Genomic DNA, 18,347 nt, shown 5'->3' with positions numbered 1-18,347 from the left:
CCCCGTAGACAGCAGCCATGGGGAGGGACAGCCGGTGTTGACGGATCGCGAGGACGGTTTCCACGCCTTCTGGCGGGAGTACCACCTGTGCACGCTGACCACGCTGCGGGCCGACGGCACGCCGCACGTCATCCCGGTCGGCGTGACGCTGGACGCCGAGGCCGGGATCGCCCGGGTGATCACCTCGGACGGCTCGCGCAAGGTCCGCCACATCGAGGCCGCCGGGGACGGCGGCGCGCGCGTCGCCGTCTGCCAGGTCGACGGCGGGCGCTGGTCGACGCTGGAGGGCAGCGCGGTCATCCGCAGGGACCCCGGCTCGATCGCCGAGGGTGTGCGCCGCTACGCCGAGCGCTACCGGCAGCCCAGGGAGAACCCCTCCCGCGTCGTGATCGAGATCCGCGTCACCCGAGTTCTCGGAAATGTCTGACCGGATAACCGTCGTCGGCGTCGGAGCCGACGGCTGGGCCGGTCTGTCTCCGGAGGCACGCGAGGAGCTGCTCGCCGCCGAGGTGCTGATGGGCAGCGCCAGGCAACTCGCCCTGATCCCCGCCGGTACGGCCGAGCGCGTCACCTGGCCGTCGCCGCTGCTGCCCGCGCTGCCCGGCCTGATCGAGGCCGGTCGCGGGCGCGCGGTGTGCGTGCTGGCCAGCGGCGACCCCATGTTCCACGGCATCGGCACGACGCTGGTGCGGCTGCTCGGCGCCGGACGGGTCAGGGTGCTGCCGTCCCCCTCCTCGGTCTCGCTGGCCTGCGCCAGGCTCGGCTGGGCCGCCGACCGCGTCGAGGTGGTCAGCCTCGTGAGGCGTCCCGCCGAGGCCGTGCACACCGCCGTCCACGACGGGCGCAGGGTGCTCGTCCTCAGCGCCGACGGCCGCACCCCGGCCCGGGTCGCCGCGCTGCTCACCGCCCGTGGCTACGGCGCGAGCCCGATGACCGTCCTGGAACGGCTCGGCGGTGAGGCCGAACGCCTGGTCTCCGGTACGGCGGGCGGCTGGTCCCTGACCGAGGCCGACGACCTCAACGTCGTGGCCGTCGAGTGCGTGGCCGCGCCGGGGACCGTCCCGCTGCCGGTCCTGCCCGGCCTGCCCGACGAGGCGTTCGAGCACGACGGCCAGCTCACCAAGCGCGAGGTGCGGGCGGTCACCATGTCCCGGCTCGCGCCCGTCCCCGGCGAACTGCTGTGGGACGTCGGCGCCGGGGCGGGCAGCCTCGCGATCGAGTGGATGCGCGCCCACCCGGAGAACCGGGCGATCGCCGTAGAGAGGGACGGCGACCGGGCCGGGCGGCTCACCCGCAACGCCTTCGCCCTCGGCGTGCCCGGCCTGAACGTGGTGACCGGCGCCGCCCCCGGCGCGCTCGGCGGGCTCACGGCCCCGGACGCCGTCTTCGTCGGCGGCGCGGTGAGCGTCCCCGGCGTGATCGAGGCCTGCTGGCGGGCGCTGCGGCCCGGCGGCAGGCTGGTGGCCAACGCGGTGACCGTCGAGTCGGAGACCACGGTCGCCGCCTGGCACGCCAGGATCGGCGGCTCCCACAGCGAGATGGTCAGGCTCGCGGTCAGCAGGGCCGCCCCGGTCGGTGGTTTCACCGGCTGGCGGCCCATGATGCCGGTGACGATCTGGACGGCGGTCAAACCCGCCGGGACACAGGAGGAACGGTGACGGTGCGGTTCGTCGGGGCGGGGCCGGGGGCCGCCGACCTCATCACCCTGCGGGGACAGCGGGTGATCGCCTCCTCACCGGTGTGCCTGTACGCGGGCTCCCTGGTCCCGGAGGCCCTGCTGGAGTGCTGCCCGCCGGGCGCGCGCCTCGTCGACACCGCGAGGATGGCCCTCGACGAGATCGTGGCCGAGATGCTCGCCGCCCACGAGGCGGGGCACGACGTGGCCAGGCTGCACTCGGGGGACCCCTCGGTCTACAGCGCGATGGCCGAGCAGATGCGGCGCCTGGACGCCGCGGGCGTGCCGTACGAGGTGGTTCCCGGGGTGCCCGCCTTCGCCGCCGCGGCGGCCTCGCTGAAGCGGGAGCTGACCGTGCCCGGCGTCGGCCAGACGGTGGTGCTCACCCGCACCTCGGCGCGGGCGACCCCCATGCCGGAGGGGGAGGACCTGGACACCCTCGGCAGGTCGGGGGCGACGATGGTCCTGCACCTGGCCGTGCAGCGCGCCGAGGAGGTCGTGGCGGAGCTGGTCCCCAGGTACGGCCTCGACTGCCCGGCGGCCGTGGTGGCCAGGGCCAGCAGGGACGACGAGGTGATCCTGCGCGGCACGCTCGCCGACATCGCCGGGCAGGTCCGCGCCGCGGGCGTCGTGCGCACCGCGGTGATCGTGGTCGGCAGGGTGCTGACCGCCTCGGAGTTCCCCGACAGCCACCTGTACTCCGCGGCCCGCTGCCGTGACTGACCCGGGCACGCTGAACGTCCTGGTGCTCGGCGGCACCGACGAGGCGAGAAGACTGGCCGCCGCGCTCGCCGACCGGCCGGGGACACGTGTGATCTCCTCCCTGGCGGGGCGGGTCCGCGACCCCAGGCTGCCGGTCGGGGAGGTGCGCGAGGGCGGCTTCGGCGGACCCGCCGGACTCAGGGCCTGGATCGAGGAGAACGGGATCGGCGTCGTCGTCGACGCCACCCACCCCTTCGCCGCCAGGATGACCGCGTCCGCGGCCGAGGCGGCGGGCCTGGCCGGGGTGCCGCTGCTGATCCTGCGGCGGCCCGGCTGGCGGCAGGGGCCGGGAGACGACTGGCGCTGGACGCCCTCCCTTGAGGCCGCCGCCGAGTCGCTACCCGGCCTGGGCCGCCGGGTCTTCCTGACCACGGGCCGGCGCAGCCTGCCGGTCTTCGCGGGCCTGGACGACCTGTGGTTCCTGGCCCGCTCCGTCGACCCGCCCCAGCCGCCGCTGCCGCGCAACCTCCAGGTGCTGCTCAGCCGGGGGCCGTTCACCGTCGAGGGGGAACTCGACCTCATGCGGGACAACCGTGTCGAGGTGGTGGTCACCAAGGACAGCGGCGGCCGGATGACGACCGCCAAACTGTTCGCCGCCCGCGAGCTCGGGCTGCCCGTCGTCGTCGTGCGCCGCCCCGCCGTACCCGGCGGGGTCCCGGCGGCCGAGACGGTCGAGCAGGCCACGGCGTGGCTGGACGCCGTGGCGGGCGGTCAGGCGGGATAGCGGCGGGGGGTGAAGACCACCCGCCTCCCGTCCTTCCTTTCGGCGACCCTGGTGGTCGAGGAGCCGACCAGCAGCAGGCAGCGCATGTCGACCGTTGCCGGGTCGAGGTCGCCGAGGGTGGTGACGGTCAGGCTCTCCCCGGCGCCGCCGACGTCACGGCCGACGACCACGGGCGTGTCCGGCGAGCGGTGTTCGAGCAGCAGGTCCCTGGCCGCCGCGACCTGCCAGGTGCGGCTCCTGGAGGCCGGGTTGTAGATCGCCAGGACCAGGTCGGCCCGCGCGGCGGCGCTGATCCTGTCCGCGACGACCTCCCACGGCTTGAGCAGGTCGGACAGCGACAGCACACAGTAGTCGTGGCCGAGCGGCGCCCCGACCCGGCTGGCCACCGCGTGCGCCGCGGTCAGGCCGGGCAGCACCCGCACCGCAACGTCGGCGAACCTCGGCTCGCAGGAGACCTCAAGCACCGCGCTGGCCATCGCGAACACCCCGGGGTCGCCGGAGGAGACCACCGCGACCCGCGCCCCGGCCGCGGCCAGTTCGAGGGCGTGCGCCGCCCGTTCGGCCTCCACCCGGTTGTCCGTCGGGTGACGGCGCTGGCGCGGGTTCGGCGGGACGCGGTCCAGGTAGGGGCCGTACCCGACGAGGTCGTCGGCGGCGGCCAACGCCTCCTGAGCCTCCGGTGTCAGCCAGGGCCGCCCGGCGGGCCCGAGCCCGACCACGACGACCTCGCCGCCCTGGACGCGCTCCGGGGCCCGGCTCTCACCGTGGGTGCCGGGAAGGCCGGAGTTGACCGGGCTCGGCACCAGCGCCAGCGAGAAGTACGGCACACTGTCCGGGTCCACCTCGGCGAGCGGGGCCAGGCGCTGCGCGCCGGTGGTCGCGCGCTCCACGTACCACGCCTCGTCGAGACGGCCCGCCTCGGCCAGCGCGTCGCGAACCTTGGTGAAGGTACGGCCGAGCTTGAGGATCGCCGCGGAGTCGGTCGCGGCCAGGCGTTCGGCGATGACCTCGGCGGGCAACGTGCCGGGAAGCACCGTCAGGACCTCGTCCCGCTCGACCAGCGGCCTGCCGAGCACGGCCGCGGCGCCGCTCACCGACGTCACCCCGGGCACGACCTCGGTGACGTAGCGGTGGGCCAGCCGCTTGTGCATGTGCATGTAGGAGCCGTAGAAGAGCGGGTCGCCCTCGCACAGCACGACCACGTCGCGGCCCGCGTCCAGGTGGGCGGCCAGCCGCAGCGCGCAGTCGGCGTAGAAGTCGTCGATGGCGCCCTGGTAGCCGCCGGGGTGGTCGGTGGTCTCCGTGGTGAGCGGGTAGATCAGCGCCTCCTCGATCTGCCCCTCCCGCAGGTACGGCGCCGCCACCGAGCGGGCGATGCTCCTGCCGTGGCGGGCGCTGTGGTAGGCGATGACGTCCGCCTCCCCGATGAGCCTGGCCGCCTTGACGGTCACCAGTTCCGGGTCTCCCGGGCCGAGCCCGACGCCCCTGAGCCGTCCCGCTGACGTGTCGTTCACTCGACCTCACTCGCGATCGCGTTGACCGCGGCGGCGGCCATCGCACTCCCACCCCGGCGCCCGTGCACGACCAGGTACTCCAGACCCGCCGGATGCCCGGCGAGCGCCTGCTTCGACTCGGCGGCGCCGATGAAACCCACCGGCACGCCGAGCACGGCGGCGGGCCGTCCCGCCCCCTCCTCGACCATCTCCAGCAGCCTGAACAGCGCGGTCGGCGCGTTGCCGATCGCGACGACCGCCCCTTCGAGACGGTCGCGCCACAGTTCGAGGGCGGCCGCGCTGCGGGTGGTGCCGAGCCGTACGGCCAGCTCGGGCACGCCGGGCTCACCCAGCGTGCAGAGCACCTCGTTGCCCGCGGGCAGGCGGCGCCGGGTCACCCCCGAGGCGACCATCATCGCGTCGCACAGCACGGGCGCCCCCGCGCGCAGGGCCGCCCTGGCCGAGGCGACCACGCCCGGCGACCAGCCGAGGTCGGCGACCAGGTCCACCATCCCGCAGGCGTGGATCATGCGGACCGCCACCTGGGCGACATCCGGCGGCAGGCCGTCCAGGTCGCTCTCGGCGCGGATGGTGGCGAAGGAACGCCGGTAGATCTCCGCGCCGTCCCGGACGTAGTCGGTCACGTTTCCCCTCTCAGAGCCGCCACGGCGGCCGTGGTCTCCTCGGTGTCCGCGCAGTTCAGGCCGCTTTCCGGGCCGCTGTCCAAGCCGCTGTCCTCCAGGAGGACCCGGTAGCCGGTCGTGGTCGCGACCACGTCGACGGCCCGTCCTCGCGGGCGGCCGCAACGTCGTTCGCAGCCCGCCCAGTGCACCGGGAGCGTACCGGGGCGGGCGGGGACGGCCGAGGGCGGGTCGCTCTCGGCCGCGATCCAGCGGGCGGCGTCGGCCCGCACGTCGGCCAGTGACTTCGCGCAGCCGGGCCGTCCCGCGCAGGCCGTCACGCCCGTCCACGGCGAGGCCGGGTCGAGGACCAGCCCGGCGGCGACGAGCCGCCCGGCGACCTCGGAGAGAGCGGCCGGGGACAGGCCGGGCAGGACGACGCCGCGCCACGGCGTCAGCCGTACCTCCTCGACGGCCAGGCTGGCCAGCAGGGCGGCCTGGGCGGAGGTCAGCCGCCCCAGCGGCACCGTGACGCCGAGCGTGTTCAGGCCTGAGGGCTGTTCGACGGCCCCGACGGGACCGTGGGAGGGCGCCGGGACGGGGGCCCGCCGTACGGGGGCGGAGGTCGTCTCCAGGGCGGCCGCGACCCGGGCGGCGACGCGCTCCGCGCAGCCGGGCAGTTCGCCGATCCGCCACACACGGCCCTCCCGCACCCCGGGCTCGGCCAGGAACGCCTCGGCGGCGGTCAGCAGCGCGGCGACCGCCGACTCCGGCGGCATCCGCAGGCCGCTGTCGGTCTCGGCCAGCAGCAACGCCACCTCGCCGGGGCCGGTCGGCAGGATCGCGGCGTCCGCCCCGAGCCAGGCCACGTCGCCCCGGCCGTCGTCGAGCGCGAACAGGAACCGCCCCGGCAGGCCGGCGAGCGCGGGCGTGCCGCACAGGCGCAGGTCGAGCTCACGGGTCAGCGGTCCCACGTCGAGAATCCCCCGGCCGTCGAGGCCGCTCAGCGGTGAGGCCAGGACGTTGCGGACCCGTTCGTGGGTGGCCGAGGGCAGCAGCCCCGCCTGTGCCATGCGGGCCGCGAAGTCGTCCCCGGCGCCCAGTCCGCGCACCTGGACGTTCGCCCGGGAGGTCAGCTCGACGACGCCGTTGCCGCAGGTCTCGGCGGCCGAGGCCAGCTCGCGCAGCTGCGGGGCCGTCAGGCGCCCTCCGGGCACCCTGACGCGCGCCAGGCCGCCGTCGGCCGCGGAATGCACCTGGAGCGCCCCCGGGCACGCGTCGGGATGAGATCGTCCGGAGAAGTGACCTTTTGACACGCTGAGGATGGTAACTCCAGTTTCTTGCGGGGACCTCGCTGCCGTAGTCTCATCGTTGGCGACGGCAAAAGGGAGGAAGCCGGTGTGAATCCGGCGCGGTCCCGCCACTGTAACCGGGGAGCGAACCCCATCCAGCCACGGTCCGGCAACGGGCGGGAAGGCCGGGGGGAGCATCGATCCGGGAGCCAGGAGACTCCAGCCGTCGTAGCCGACGACGACCCGGGGCGAGGACCCCGAGGGAGGAAAGCCCTGTGCGCTGTTCGCCGTTCCCCAGCCGCAAGCCCGCACCGCCGTTCACGGCCGCGCCGCTCCCCGCCGGGGAGCGTGGCGAATGATCCTCCTGCTCTCCACCTCCGACACCGACCTGCTCAGCGCCCGCGCCAGCGGCGCGGACTACCGGCTCGGCAATCCCGCCAGGCTCACCGCGGGGGACCTGCCTCCCCTCGTCGAGGGCGCCGACCTGGTCGTCGTACGGCTGCTCGGCGGGCGCCGCGCCTGGGAGGAGGGCCTGGACGCCCTGCTCGCCGGGCCGCTGCCCGTCGTCGTGCTCGGCGGCGAGCAGGCGCCGGACGCCGAGCTGATGGAACTGTCGACCGTGCCCGGCGGGGTGTGCGCCGAGGCGCACGCCTACCTCGCCCACGGCGGGGCCGCCAACCTCGCCGAACTGGGCCGCTTCCTGTCGGACACGCTGCTGCTGACCGGCCACGGCTTCGCCCCGCCCGCCCCGACGCCCGCCTGGGGCGTGCTCGAACGCCGGGCGCGCCGCGAGGAGGGCCCGGTCGTCGGCGTGCTCTACTACCGCGCCCACCACGTCGCGGGCAACACCGCCTTCGTCGAGACGCTCTGCGCCGCGATCGAGGACGCGGGCGCCCGCGCGCTGCCCGTCTACTGCGCCTCCCTGCGCAGCGCCGAGCAGGGCCTGCTCGACACCCTGGGCACGGTCGACGCCCTGGTGGTGACCGTGCTGGCCGCGGGCGGTACCCGCCCGGCCACCGCGTCCGCGGGCGGCGACGACGAGGCCTGGGACGTCGGCGCGCTCGCCGAACTCGACGTGCCGATCCTGCAGGGCCTGTGCCTGACCGGCGGCAGGGCCGCCTGGGAGGCCAACGACGACGGCCTCTCCCCGCTCGACGCGGCGACCCAGGTGGCGATCCCCGAGTTCGACGGGCGGATCATCACGGTGCCGTTCTCCTTCAAGGAGATCGACGGGGACGGCCTGACCGTCTACGTCGCCGACCCCGAGCGGGCCTCCCGCGTGGCGGGCATCGCCGTACGGCACGCCGTCCTGCGGCACGTCCCGCCCGCCGAGCGGCGGATCGTGCTGATGCTGTCGGCCTACCCGACCAAGCACTCCAGGATCGGCAACGCCGTCGGCCTCGACACCCCGGCGAGCCTGGTGCGGCTGCTTGCCGCGATGCGCGAGCACGGCTACGACATCGGCGCCGAGGACGAACTGCCCGGCGTCACCGGGCAGGACGGCGACGCGCTGATCCACGCCCTCATCGCCGCCGGAGGCCAGGACCTTGATTGGCTCACCGAGGAACGGCTCGCGGGCAACCCGGTGCGGATCAAGGCCTCCCGGTACGCCGCGTGGTTCGCCACGCTGCCCGAGGACCTGCGGGCCTCGGTCGAGGAGCACTGGGGACCTCCGCCCGGTGAACTGTTCGTCGACACCTCCGCCGATCCGGACGGTGAGATCGTGCTGGCCGCGCTGCGCGCGGGCAACGTCGTCGTCATGGTGCAGCCGCCCCGGGGGTTCGGCGAGAACCCCATCGCCATCTACCACGACCCCGACCTGCCGCCCAGCCACCACTACCTGGCCGCCTACCGCTGGCTGTCCGACGGCTTCGGCGCGCACGCCGTGGTGCACGTCGGCAAGCACGGCAACCTGGAGTGGCTGCCCGGCAAGTCGGCGGGCCTGTCGGCCTCCTGCGGCCCCGACGCCGCCCTCGGGGACCTGCCGCTGATCTACCCGTTCCTGGTCAACGACCCCGGCGAGGGCACCCAGGCCAAGCGCCGCGCCCACGCCACGCTGGTCGACCACCTCGTCCCGCCGATGGCCCGCGCCGACATCTACGGCGACATGGCCAGGCTTGAACAGCTCCTCGACGAGCACGCCTCCATCGCCGCGATGGACCCGGCCAAGCTGCCCGCGATCCGGGCGCAGATCTGGACGCTGATCCAGGCCGCCAGGCTCGACCACGACCTCGGCATCGAGGACCGTCCGCACGACGCCGAGTTCGACGACTTCCTGCTGCACGTGGACGGCTGGCTGTGCGAGGTCAAGGACGTCCAGATCCGCGACGGCCTGCACGTGCTCGGCGCGGCCCCGCAGGGCGCCGTCCGCGTCGACCTGGTGCTGGCCATCCTGCGCGCCCGCCAGATGTGGGCGGGCGGCATGGCGCTGCCCGGCCTGCGCGAGGCGCTCGGCCTGCGTGAGGACGGCACCGCCGGGCGCCTGGGCGTCGACGAGGCGGAGGCCGAGGCCAGGTCACTGGTCGAGGCGATGGAGGAACGCGGCTGGGACCCGGCCGCCGCGGCCGAGGTCGCCGCGTCCGTGACGGGCGGCGACCGGGAGCAGGTCGGGCGTGTCCTGCGGTTCGCGGCCGAGGAGGTCGTCCCCAGGCTGGCGCGCACCGTGGACGAGATCGGCGCGATCCTGCACGCCCTCGACGGCGGCTACGTCCCGGCGGGACCGAGCGGGTCGCCGCTGCGCGGGCTGGTCAACGTGCTGCCGACCGGCCGTAACTTCTACTCGGTCGACCCGAAGGCCGTGCCGAGCAGGCTGGCCTGGGAGACCGGGCAGGCGATGGCCGAATCACTCCTCGAACGCTACCGCTCCGAGCACGGCGACTGGCCGCGCTCGGTCGGCCTGTCGGTGTGGGGCACCAGCGCCATGCGCACCGCAGGGGACGACGTGGCCGAGGTGCTGGCGCTGCTGGGCGTGCGCCCGGTGTGGGACGAGGCGTCGCGGCGGGTCACCGGCCTTGAGGCGATCCCCGCCGGGGAACTGGGCAGGCCCAGGATCGACGTGACCGTCCGCATCAGCGGCTTCTTCAGGGACGCCTTCCCGCACGTGGTCGCCCTGCTCGACGACGCCGTACGGCTGGCCGCCGGGCTGGACGAACCGGACGAGGACAACTACGTCAGGGCGCACGTGCTGGCCGACACCCGTGAGCACGGCGACGAGCGCAGGGCGACCATGCGCATCTTCGGCTCCCGTCCCGGGGCGTACGGCGCCGGGCTGCTGCCGCTGATCGACAGCCGCAACTGGCGCGACGACGCCGACCTGGCCGAGGTGTACGCCGTGTGGGGCGGCTTCGCCTACGGAAGAGGTGTCGAGGGGGTCCCGGCCAGGCAGGACATGGAGGCCGCCTACCGGCGGATCGCGGTCGCGGCCAAGAACGTCGACACCCGCGAGCACGACATCGCCGACTCCGACGACTACTTCCAGTACCACGGCGGCATGGTCGCCACCGTCAGGGCGCTCACCGGCAGGGCCCCCGCCGCCTACGTCGGCGACAGCACCCGCCCCGACGCGGTCCGCACCAGGACCCTGTCCGAGGAGACCTCCAGGATCTTCCGCGCCCGGGTGGTCAACCCGCGCTGGCTGGCCGCCATGCGCAGGCACGGCTACAAGGGCGCCTTCGAGCTGGCCGCGACCGTCGACTACCTGTTCGGCTACGACGCCACCACCGGGGTCGTGGCCGACTGGATGTACGACAAGCTCGCCGCGACCTACGTGCTCGACCCGGAGAACCGGGCGTTCCTGTCCGAGTCCAACCCGTGGGCGTTGCACGGCATCGCCGAACGCCTGCTTGAGGCGGCGGGCCGGGGCATGTGGGAACACCCCGACCCGGACGTCCTGCGCGAGCTGCGGGAGGTCTACCTCGCATCGGAGGGGGACCTGGAGGACGGCGCCTGACCGGTCCCCTCCCGAGGAGTCAGGAACGGCGGCCGAACCAGCGGCGCCTCTTCGCCGGTCCGGCCGCCGGGGCCGCGAAGCCGCCCAGCGGCGGGACCGTCGGCGCGCAGTCGTCCAGGGCGACCGGGTCACCCATCGCGACCACGATCCTGCGGCCGCCCCGGAACGCCTCACGGGCGTGCGCCGACAGGATGTTGTCCACGATCAGGACGTCACCCGGCCGCCACGTCTCCCTGACCGTCGCCCGCCGGTAGGCCTCGTCGATCGTCTCCACGTCCTGCCTGGAGATCGGCTCGCCGTCGCCGTAGGCCGTGTTGAAGGGCAGGTTGTCGTGTCCGAGGTCCTCAAGGAACACCTCACGCACCTCCGGGTCGAGCGCCCACTCGTTCCAGAAGACCGTGTGGTTGAACCACACCTCCTCCCCGGTCCCCGGGTGGCGGATGGTCGCCGAGCGGCGCTGCGTCGTACGCAGCCTGTCGCCGTCCAGCCACTCGTGGGCGATGTGGTTGGCCGCGCAGTACGCGGCGACCTCGTCCCTGTCCTCGGTGCCGAAGGCGGTGCGCCAGCCGAGGCTGATGTGGTCGCCGTAGTTGCGCACCAGGGACCAGCCGTGCGCGCGGAACCGGTCGGCGAGCGGCGCCGGGATGTCCCCGAGCACCTTGCGCACGTCGGTCACCGGGGTCGCGCCACCCTGGTCGGGGGCGACCAGGCAGCCGAACATCAGCAGCCCGGGGAAGCTGAGCGCGTAGCTGTTCTCGTTGTGCGGGCGGATCGCCTGGGACGGCGGCAGGTCCGTCGAGGAGTAGACGTCCTTGCCGAAGTGGCTGCGCGGGGTGGCCTTCTCCACATACCCGGCGGGCCTGGAGACCAGGGCGTCACGCACCTCGGCGAAGTCCTCGACCCCCGTGAGCGGCAGCCCCCGCAGGTAGAGGGCGCCGTGGACGTCCAGGCCCGCCCTGAGGGCCTGACGGTTCTCCCGCAGCCACTCGCAGGTCTCCCTCAGACCGGCCCCCTGGGCGTCGGCCGCGGCGGGGCGGCCGTCCTCGACCTCCCAGGCGATGGTGGTGTTCACGATGCGCGCGTCCTTTCGAGTTCTTCGATGCCGACGAGGTCGTCGGGCCTGGCGTCGGGCACGTCGTCGTCGAAACGCGCCAGGGTCCTGATCCGGAGGCCCGCGACCGTCAGCAGGGCGATGCCGAGCCCGCACAGCAGGTAGAGCAGTCCGATGCCGCGTCCCGGCCCGGTGCCGATCACCACGCCGAGGGTGCCGGCGAGCGGGCCGCCCGCGGCGAGCAGCGGGTCGAGGAGGGGGGCGGCGAGCGGGGCGATGACGCCGAAGCCGATCGGTGTGGTCGCCGCGGCGATCATGGTGTTGACCGCGATGACGCGCCCCTGGAAGCGGTAGGGCACCTTCACCTGGATGATCGTCATGATGACGCCGTTGATCAGCGCCAGCGCGTAGGACATGCCGAAGGCCCCGGCTCCGATCAGCCAGAGGTTGGGCCGCAGCCCGATCAGCAGTCCCGAGACCGCCATCAGCGTCGTGGTGAGGATCACGCCGCGCAGCCTGCGGTGGGTCGGGCCGCCCCACAGGCTCATGGTGACGCCGCCGACGACCGCGCCCGCTCCGGCCGCGACCGCCATGGCACCGGCGGCGGTCAGCGAGGAGAAGGACAGCACGAGCGGCGAGACCATGACGAACATGGGCGCCAGGAACAGGTTCACCCCGGCGAAGAGGGCGAGCATGGCCCGGAAGCTCCGGTGCCCCAGCGAGAACCGGAAACCGTTGGCGATCTCCGCGGACATCGGCTCACGGCGGCGCAGCCCCAGCGTGGTGGGGAACCTGACGAACAGCACCACGACGACGGCGAAGACGTAGGCCGCCACCTGGATGGTCAGGATGCCCTCAAGGCCGATGGCGGCCAGCAGGCCGACCGCGACGAGCGGGACGAGGAACTGGGCGGTGCCGATCGCCAGCTGCACGATGCCGTTGGCGTGCCCGAGGTAGCGTTTCGGCACCAGCTGCGGGATCGACGCCTGGTAGGCGAGCCGCTGGAAGGTCGCGGAGACCGAGACGACCGCTATCAGCACGTACAGCGGGGCGACCGTGAGCCCGCCGGTGAGCAGCAGGGCGAGCATCGCCGCCTGGGCCAGCCCCGAGCACAGATCACCGGCGATCATCACCCGCCGCCGGTCGTGACGGTCGACCACGGCGCCCGCCAGCGGCGCGACGCAGATTCCCGGCACCAGGGCGAGCAGGGCGATGAGCCCGAAGTGGACCAGGGACCCGGTGACCGTGTAGATCCAGATTGGCACCGCGAACTCGGTCAGCGCCGACCCGGTCAGCGAGACCAGCTGCCCGAGCGCGACGGCCAGGAAGCGGCGCACGTCCGGCTCCCGCTCCCGCCGTACGGTGGCCCGCCGCGTCACGGAGTCCTGCAGCCACCAGGTGCCGCCCGCCTCCCGCGAGTGCTCCCGGCGCCAGGCCTCGTCGGCGGTGTGGGTGCCCGTCAGGATCTGGGCCAGCTCACCGGCGCGGTACTTGGGGAAGAAGTGGCCCGCCTCGTCGATGACGACCAGCGAGGCCGACTCGGACACGAAGCACCACTCCTTGAAGCGCTCCTGGTAGAACTCGGTGCCCGGGTCGCGTTCGCCGACGACCGAGATGACCGGCGCCCGCAGCCGCGGCTGCTCGGCGGCCAGGATCCGCGTGTAGTACTCCTCGGCCATCCGGCCGTCCTCACGCATCAGCTCGACGGTGAAGGCCACCTGCTCCTCGTCGAGTCCGGACACGTCGCCGCCGATGGCGCGCAGTTCGGCCGCGACCCTCCTGGTGCCCTGCAGCCGGTCGTTGATGAGGCTGCTGAGCGGGCCGAGGAGACGGCCCCTCGGCTTGGCGAAGGGGAAGATGCCGCCCAGGTAGAGGGCGTCGAGCTCACGGCCGGACGCCTCGACGTGGCGGGCCAGCTCGATGGCCAGGGCGCTGCCGGGCGCGCAGTGCCCGTAGATCACGACGGGGCCCCGGACGCGTTCGGCGATCTCCTCGGCGCAGAGCCTGGCCACCTCCTCGAAGGGCAGCTGCCCCTCCTCGCCCGGCTCGCGCCCCGGCGCGGCGACCGCGTAGAGGGAGTAACCGGCGGGCATCGCGTCGGCGAGCGTCTGGTAGACGACCGCGTTCGCGCCGCCGTACGGCACGCAGATGACGGAGCCGACCCGGTCCTCGGGGGCGACCGGGCGGGTCAGCTCGGCCAGGACGCGGCGCGGCGCGGCGGCCCCGGCCCGGCGTTCGGTGACGAGCGTGGCGAGGGCGGCGACCGTGGGGTGGGTGAACATCTCCAGCACGCCGATCGGCGGCCTGCTCTCCGGGAAGGCCTTGCGCATCCTGGCCACGACCTGGGTGGCCAGCAACGAGTGGCCGCCGAGTTCGAAGAAGTCGTCGCCGGTGCCGACCCGTTCGAGGTCGAGGACTCCCGCCCAGATGGCGGCGACGGCCTCCTCCGTCGGATCGGCCGGGGCGGTGTAGCCGGGCCGCAGGTCGGGCCGTTCCGGCTCCGGGTCGGGCAGCGCCGCGCGGTCCACCTTGCCGTGCGCCTGGAGCGGGAGCCGGTCGAGCCAGACGAACCGGCCGGGGACCATGTACTCGGGGAGCCGGTCGAGCAGGAACGCCCGCAGTTCGGCGGCGCCGGTCTCCGGCGCGTCCGGTTCCCGTTCGAGCCACGCGACGAGACGGTCGCCGCGCAGCCCGGCCACACCCTGGACGACGCCGGGCAGGACGCCAAGCGCCGCCTCGACCTCGCCGGGCTCGACCCGGTAGCCGCGGATCTTCATCTGGTGGTCGGCCCGGCCGAGGAAGTCGAGGCGCCCTCCGGGGAGCCACCGGACGAGGTCGCCGGTGCGGTACATGCGCGCGCCCGGCTCGCCGTACGGGTCGGCGACGAAGCGTTCCGCGGTGAGGCCCGGCCTGCCGAGATAACCCCTGGCCAGGGTGTCGCCGCCGACGTAGAGCTCACCGGCGGCCCCCGGCGGCACCGGGCGCAGCGCCCGGTCGAGCACGTAGACGCGGGCGTCGGGGAAGGGGCGGCCGACGGGCCAGGCCGTACCGCCGGACAGGGCCGACGGGTCCACCCGCTCGCCGGTCACCGCGACGACCGTCTCGGTCGGGCCGTAGCTGTTGAAGATCGCGCAGCCCGCGCGGGAGGCCAGGTCACGGACCCAGGCGGCAGGGGACGCCTCACCCGCCAGGATGAGCGCCCGGCGCGGCAGCAGCCGTTCCGGCTCGACCTCCGCGCCGAGCGCGGCCAGGTGGGAGGGCGTCATCTTCAGATAGTCGAGGCCCCGCACGGCCTCGGCCAGTTCGGGCCCGGAACCGCGGCGGGGCAGCTGGTGCAGGGTTCCGCCGCCGGTGAGCGGCAGGTGGAACATCAGCATGCTGAAGTCGAAGGCGAGCGACTGGAGCAGGCCGAAGGTGGCGCCGGGCACGATGTCGTACTCCTGGCGGATGTACTCCAGGTAGGTCACGATGTGCCGGTGCTGGACGCCGACCCCCTTGGGCCGCCCGGTCGTGCCGGAGGTGTAGATCACGTAGGCGAGGTCGCCGGGGCCCGCCACCGGTTCGAGCGGCGTGTCGTCGCCCGGGCCGTCCAGCCGGTCCATTTCGACGACCGGGCCGGTGAAACCGCTCGCCCGCTCGCGCAGCGCCGAGTCGGTGACCAGCAGCACGGCCGAGGCGTCGGCGAGCAGAAGGTCCATCCGTTCACGCGGCTGCTCGGGGTCGAGCGGCAGGTAGGCGCCGCCCGCCTTGAGCACCGCGAGGATCGCGACGGCGGCCTCCACGGTCTCGTCGAGACAGATCGCCACCCGCGTTTCGGGGCCGGTACCGAGCTCCCGCAGCCGCCTGGCCAGCCGGTTGGCCCGGCTGTGCAGTTCGGCGAAGGTCAGCGACCGTTCCCCGGCGACGAGGGCGAGCGCGTCCGGGGTCCGCGCCGCCTGCGCCTCGGCCATCTCGCCGAGCGTGCGATGCTGCGGCCGCCAGGTACGGGTGCCCGCCCACTCGCCGAGCAGCGTGCGCCGCTCCCGCTCGCCGAGCAGGTCCACCTCGGACAGGCGCAGCGCGGGATCGGCCGCGGCCTGCCGCAGGAAGCGCCGCATCGAGTGTTCGACACGCTCGACGGTCACGGCCTCGAACAGGTCGGTCCGGTAGGTGATGAAACCGCTCAGCCCCTCGGGGGTCTCGCTGACGTACAGCGCCAGGTCGAACTGGGTGGCGCGCAGCCGCAGGTCGAACGGGCTCACCTCAAGCCCCGCGACGGTCGTCTCACGGACCGCCCGGTCGACCAGCGTGAACGTCGCCTGGAAGACCGCGGACCGGCCGGGGTCCCGCTCGACCCGCAGGTCGTTGACCAGCCGGTGGAAGGGGTAGTCCTGGTGCGCCAGCGCGCCCAGCACGGTCTGCCTGGTCTCGCGCAGGTGCTCGGCCACGGTCGGGTCCGTCCCGGTACGGCCGCGCAGGGTCACCATGTTGACGAAGGCGCCGACCACCCCCTCAAGCTCCCGGTAGGGCCGTCCGGCCACCGGCGAGCCGATCGCGAAGTCGTCCTGGCCCGCGTGCCGGGCGAGCACCGCGTGGTAGGCCGCCAGCAGGGTCATGTAGAGCGTGACGGAGTGCGCCCTGCCCAGCTCGCGTACGGTCTCGGTCAGCTCGGCGTCCCAGGTGAAGGAGTGGGCCGCGCCCTCGAACCGCTGCTCGGGAGGCCGGGGACGGTCGGTCGGCAGCTCCAGGTCGGGCAGCCCGGCCAGTTCCGCGCGCCAGAAGGCGCCGTCGGCCTCGGCCGCGGGCCCGGCCAGCCGCTCCCGCTCCCAGACGGCGAAGTCGCCGAACTGCAGGGCCGGGCCCGGCGGCGGACCGGGGGTGCCCTCACGCAGCCCGCCGTACAGGGCGAGCAGCTCACCCGTCATGATCTCCAGCGACCGGCCGTCGCTCACGATGTGGTGGACGAGGAGCATGAGCACGTGGTCGCCGGGCCCGACGCGGACCAGCGACGTCCGCAGCGGCGCGTCGCTCGTCAGGTCGAACGGCCGGGCCGCCTCCGCGCCGAGGATCTCGGCCGCCCGCTCCACGTCCTCCGCCTCGGTGACCTCAAGCGTGACGGGCCACGGCTCGTCGACGACGACCCTCGGCCGCCCGTCCTGGGTGGCGGGGAAACGCATCCGCAACGCCTCGTGCCCGGCCACCAGCGCGGTCAAAGCCTCGGCGAGCAGCGCGACGTCCAGCTCCCCCTTCAGGCGCATGGCGACGGGAAGCGTGTAGGCGACGTTCCCCGGGGCGAGCTGCTCCATGAACCACAGCCGCTCCTGCCCGCTGGACGGCGGCGGTTCGGTCCCCGGAGGACGGGGCAGGACGGTCGCGCTCCCCGCCCGCCCGCGCAGTCGCTGTGACAGCAGGGCGCGTTTGTCGGCGGTGAGGGCGCCGGCACGCTCCGACAGCTGGTCGGTCATCAGGCGGTTCTTCCTTCTATGTCGTTGATGAGCAGCGCCTCGACGGTGTCGGCCAGCCGTTCGACCGTGGGGTCGGTGAAGACCGCGTTGACCGGTATCTCCAGGTCCACGGCCGCCCTGATCCTGGCGGCGACCCGGATGGCCAGCAGCGAGTTGCCGCCGAGGGCGAAGAAGTCGTCGCGCACGCCGATCCGCTCGACCCCGAGCACCTCGGCCCAGACCTCCGCGACCAGCTCCTCGGCCTCGGTCCTCGGCCCCTGTTTCTCCTCGGCCGCCTCCCCCCGCACGGGGGCGGGCAGGGCGTCGCGGTCGACTTTGCCGTTGTGGTTGAGGGGGAGGGTGTCGAGGATGACGAGGGCGGTGGGGACCATGTAGGCGGGCAGGGTTCGCCGGGCGTGTTGGAGCAGGTGGCCGGGGTCGACGGGGTTCCGGGTGGTGAGGTAGGTGACGAGGCGTTTGTCGCCGGGGTTGTCCTCGCGTAGCAGGGTCACGCTCTGGACGACGTCGGGGTGACGCAGGAGGACGGCGTCGATCTCCCCGGGCTCCACCCGGAATCCACGGATCTTCACCTGCCCGTCGGCCCGGCCGACGAACTCGACGTTCCCGTCGGCGCGGCGCCGTACCAGGTCGCCGGTGCGGTACATGCGGGTGCCGGGCGGGCCGTAGGGGTCGGCGACGAAGCGTTCTGCGGTGAGGCCGGGCCTGCCGAGGTAGCCGCGGGCCAGGTGGTCTCCGGCGACGTACAGCTCCCCCGGCACCCCGGCGGGAACGGGCCGCAGCGCGGCGTCCAGGACGTAGGCGCGCGTGTTGTCGAGCGGCCCGCCGATCGGGACGGTGCCCGCGGGCGTCTTCGCCGTCCGGTGGGACAGCGCGAACGTCGTCGTCTCGGTCGGGCCGTAGACGTTGGTGACGACGCCGCCCGCGTCCAGCACACGTTCGACCGCCGCGGGGGAGGCCGCCTCACCTCCCGTCCACAGTCCGGGTACGGCCGCCAGCACCTCGGGTGAGTCCTCGGCCAGGACGTTGAACAGTCCGGTGGTCAGGAACACCCCGGTGACGCGTTCCTCGTGGAGCATCCGTTCGAGGGTGGGCGCGTCGAGTACGCCGGGCGGGGCGACGACCACCGTCCCGCCGTTGAGCAGCGGCACCCACACCTCGTAGGTCGAGGCGTCGAAGGCGAACGCGGAGTGCGACAGCACCCGGTCGTGCCCGGCGAAGCGACGGTCGGCCGCCAACGCCACCACGTTGTGGTGGGTGACGGCGACGCCCTTGGGGGTTCCGGTGGAGCCGGAGGTGAACATGACGTAGGCGAGCTGCCGGGGGTCGGTTTCACGGGC

The 18,347-nt window shown here is 74.1% G+C and carries 11 protein-coding genes and 1 riboswitch; of the genes, 5 read left to right on the top strand and 6 right to left on the bottom strand.

Translation table 11 applies throughout. From position 1 onward, the window contains the following. Window positions 1-34: 34 nt before the first annotated feature. Genes ACIBVQ_RS39070 through ACIBVQ_RS39055 form a run of 4 tightly spaced genes read left to right on the top strand, consistent with a single transcriptional unit; the run spans window position 35 to window position 3,161 of the window. Entirely contained in the window at window positions 35-427 is a 393-nt protein-coding gene (locus ACIBVQ_RS39070) for a TIGR03618 family F420-dependent PPOX class oxidoreductase (RefSeq protein WP_352016487.1), read from the top strand. After that, window positions 420-1,658, top strand: a complete 1,239-nt coding sequence (cbiE, locus tag ACIBVQ_RS39065; RefSeq protein ID WP_362784687.1) for a precorrin-6y C5,15-methyltransferase (decarboxylating) subunit CbiE — start codon at window positions 420-422, stop codon at window positions 1,656-1,658. The genes ACIBVQ_RS39070 and cbiE overlap by 8 nt, the downstream gene beginning before the upstream one ends. Further along, window positions 1,655-2,398 (top strand): precorrin-4 C(11)-methyltransferase, encoded by a 744-nt coding sequence (gene cobM, locus ACIBVQ_RS39060; RefSeq protein WP_399183911.1) that lies wholly within the window; start codon window positions 1,655-1,657, stop codon window positions 2,396-2,398. The genes cbiE and cobM overlap by 4 nt, the downstream gene beginning before the upstream one ends. Beyond that, window positions 2,391-3,161, top strand: coding sequence for a cobalt-precorrin-6A reductase (locus tag ACIBVQ_RS39055; RefSeq protein ID WP_352016484.1), 771 nt, complete (start codon window positions 2,391-2,393; stop codon window positions 3,159-3,161). Before cobM ends, ACIBVQ_RS39055 begins: the two co-directional genes overlap by 8 nt. Here ACIBVQ_RS39055 and ACIBVQ_RS39050 read toward each other — a convergent pair. The 3 genes from ACIBVQ_RS39050 to cobG are packed head-to-tail and all read right to left on the bottom strand — an operon-like array spanning window position 3,149 to window position 6,590. Next, entirely contained in the window at window positions 3,149-4,675 is a 1,527-nt protein-coding gene (locus ACIBVQ_RS39050) for a precorrin-2 C(20)-methyltransferase (protein ID WP_352016483.1), read from the bottom strand. The two genes, ACIBVQ_RS39055 and ACIBVQ_RS39050, sit on opposite strands and share 13 nt — an antisense overlap. Beyond that, on the bottom strand, window positions 4,672-5,298 hold the full coding sequence (locus ACIBVQ_RS39045) for a precorrin-8X methylmutase (RefSeq protein WP_352016482.1): 627 nt from the start codon (window positions 5,296-5,298) through the stop codon (window positions 4,672-4,674). The genes ACIBVQ_RS39050 and ACIBVQ_RS39045 overlap by 4 nt, the downstream gene beginning before the upstream one ends. Continuing rightward, window positions 5,295-6,590, bottom strand: coding sequence for a precorrin-3B synthase (gene cobG, locus ACIBVQ_RS39040; protein WP_399183908.1), 1,296 nt, complete (start codon window positions 6,588-6,590; stop codon window positions 5,295-5,297). The genes ACIBVQ_RS39045 and cobG overlap by 4 nt, the downstream gene beginning before the upstream one ends. 11 nt (window positions 6,591-6,601) lie before the next feature. Further along, window positions 6,602-6,805, top strand: a riboswitch (cobalamin riboswitch). Between the two features lie 116 nt (window positions 6,806-6,921). On the opposite strand from cobG, the gene cobN reads away from it, so the two are divergent. Beyond that, window positions 6,922-10,515: a cobaltochelatase subunit CobN gene (gene cobN / locus ACIBVQ_RS39035; RefSeq protein ID WP_399183906.1), complete on the top strand. Its 3,594-nt coding sequence runs from the start codon at window positions 6,922-6,924 to the stop codon at window positions 10,513-10,515. A gap of 19 nt (window positions 10,516-10,534) precedes the next feature. Here cobN and ACIBVQ_RS39030 read toward each other — a convergent pair whose 3' ends face one another. The 3 genes from ACIBVQ_RS39030 to ACIBVQ_RS39020 all read right to left on the bottom strand — a co-directional run. Beyond that, window positions 10,535-11,587 (bottom strand): TauD/TfdA family dioxygenase, encoded by a 1,053-nt coding sequence (locus tag ACIBVQ_RS39030; RefSeq protein WP_362911830.1) that lies wholly within the window; start codon window positions 11,585-11,587, stop codon window positions 10,535-10,537. Continuing rightward, window positions 11,584-17,010 carry an amino acid adenylation domain-containing protein gene (locus ACIBVQ_RS39025; protein WP_399183904.1) on the bottom strand — a complete coding sequence of 1,809 codons (5,427 nt, stop codon included), beginning with the start codon at window positions 17,008-17,010 and terminating at the stop codon, window positions 11,584-11,586. Before ACIBVQ_RS39025 ends, ACIBVQ_RS39030 begins: the two co-directional genes overlap by 4 nt. Continuing rightward, a partial coding sequence (locus ACIBVQ_RS39020) for an amino acid adenylation domain-containing protein (RefSeq protein WP_399183902.1) occupies window positions 17,010-18,347 on the bottom strand: 1,338 nt, incomplete at its 5' end. The genes ACIBVQ_RS39020 and ACIBVQ_RS39025, both read right to left, overlap by 1 nt.

This window comes from Streptosporangium sp. NPDC049376 (assembly GCF_044466505.1).
In the GTDB taxonomy this organism is placed as follows: Bacteria; Actinomycetota; Actinomycetes; order Streptosporangiales; family Streptosporangiaceae; genus Streptosporangium.
The sequence above is the reverse complement of the archived record's forward strand: the minus strand, read 5'-3'. Positions and strand labels throughout refer to the sequence as shown.